The organism is Sphingobium sp., assembly GCF_041987595.1.
Classification (GTDB): Bacteria; Pseudomonadota; Alphaproteobacteria; order Sphingomonadales; family Sphingomonadaceae; genus Sphingobium.
On the sequence record NZ_JBHIWJ010000195.1, the window covers coordinates 1 to 1,652 of the forward strand.

Genomic DNA, 1,652 nt, shown 5'->3' on the forward strand with positions numbered 1-1,652 from the left:
GGTCGACCTGCCCGGCGGCGTGCGCGGCCTGCTCCAGCCGACCAAGCGTGGGGAGATTTTCTTCCTCGACCGGGCGACTGGCAAGCCCATTCTGCCGGTGGAGGAACGCCCCGTCCCGCAGGGCGCCGTTCCCGGCGAACGCCTTTCGAAAACCCAGCCCTATTCGGTCGGCATGCCCAGTTTCGGCGGTCCGCGTCCGACGGAAAAGGGCATGTGGGGCCTGACGCCGATCGACCAGGCGATGTGCCGCATCCGCTTCCGCCAGGCCCGCTTCGACGGGGACATGACCCCGCTGTCGACGGAGCATCCAACCCTCACCTGGCCCGGCTACCTGGGCGGCATCGACTGGGGCGGCGTATCGGTCGACCCCCGGCGCGGCCTGATGATCGTTAACAACAATCAGGTCGGCAACTATAACCGCCTGATTCCCCGCGCCGTTGCGGACCGGCAGGGCATCAGGCCGATGACCGCCGCCCATATGAGCGATGTCGGTGGCCCCGTCGCCCAGATGGGCGTGGCCTATGCCGCCCATATCGCGCCCTTCCTCTCCCCGCTCGCCATTCCGTGCCAGCAGCCCCCCTATGGCCGAATCAACGCGGTAGACCTGAAGACCGGCAAGCTGGTGTGGAGCCAACTGTTCGGCACCTCGCGCGACAGCGGCCCGCTGGCCCTGCCGACCTTCGTGCCGATTCCCATGGGTGTGCCCAATATCGGCGGGTCGGTGGCGACCGCGAGCGGCCTCACCTTCATCGGTGCGACCCAGGAGCATATGTTCCGCGCCTATGAAACCACGACCGGCCGGTTGCTGTGGAAGGCGCGCTTGCCGGCGGGTGGCAACGCCTCCCCCACCACCTATTGGTCGAATGCCAGCGGACGCCAGTTCGTGGTGATCGCCTCGGGCGGACACGGCGCCATGCTGTCAGGTGCGAGCGATGCGTTGATCGCCTATGCCCTGCCCAAGAAATAGCGGGAAGCGAGAAACGGGCGCCTCAACACTAGCCAAGTAAACGCGACGAATCGCGGGAAGATGCCGCCCAATCCTATCCTTTGGCGGGCAAGATTGGCCTAAGGGGCTTTATGTTTCTTCGGGAAACAAGGGGAGGAAAACATGTCTGCACATGGCGGTCTGGTGAGACGCTTGCCCGTCGGCGCCGACGATGAACGCGAGATCAAACATGTGCTGCTGCGTTACGCCACCAGTATCGACACGCGGGACTGGCCGCTTTTCCGGACCTGCTTCGCCCAGGATTGCGAGACCGATTACGGCAGCTTCGGACATTGGCGCGGACCGCGCGAAATCGCCGAATATATGGCCGATGCGCACCGCCACATGGGGCCGACGCTGCACCGCATCACTAATATCGTGATAGAGAAGCGCGACGACCAGGTGCACGCGCGCAGCTATGTCGACGCAATCCTGCCGGAGGCGGCCCAAGGGGGCGTCACCCATCGCGCGGCCGGCTATTATGACGATTGCCTGGTCCGCACATCGGACGGCTGGAAGATTTCCCGTCGAAAGTTCACCATGGTCAAGGCAGGGCTGGATGACTGATCTCAACCGTCAGGTCCTGTTGACGTCGCGTCCGGCGGGAATCGCGCAGGCGGAAAATTTCGCGATCGGGCATGCGCCGATCCAACAGCCCGCGCCGGGC

2 protein-coding genes are annotated in these 1,652 nt (G+C 64.9%); both read left to right on the forward strand.

The features are described from left to right. A partial coding sequence (locus ACFC3J_RS22670; protein WP_375198170.1) for a PQQ-binding-like beta-propeller repeat protein occupies positions 1 to 967 on the forward strand: 967 nt, incomplete at its 5' end. A gap of 141 nt (positions 968 to 1,108) precedes the next feature. Next, positions 1,109 to 1,552: a nuclear transport factor 2 family protein gene (locus tag ACFC3J_RS22675; protein WP_044662241.1), complete on the forward strand. Its 444-nt coding sequence runs from the start codon at positions 1,109 to 1,111 to the stop codon at positions 1,550 to 1,552. Positions 1,553 to 1,652: the final 100 nt, after the last annotated feature.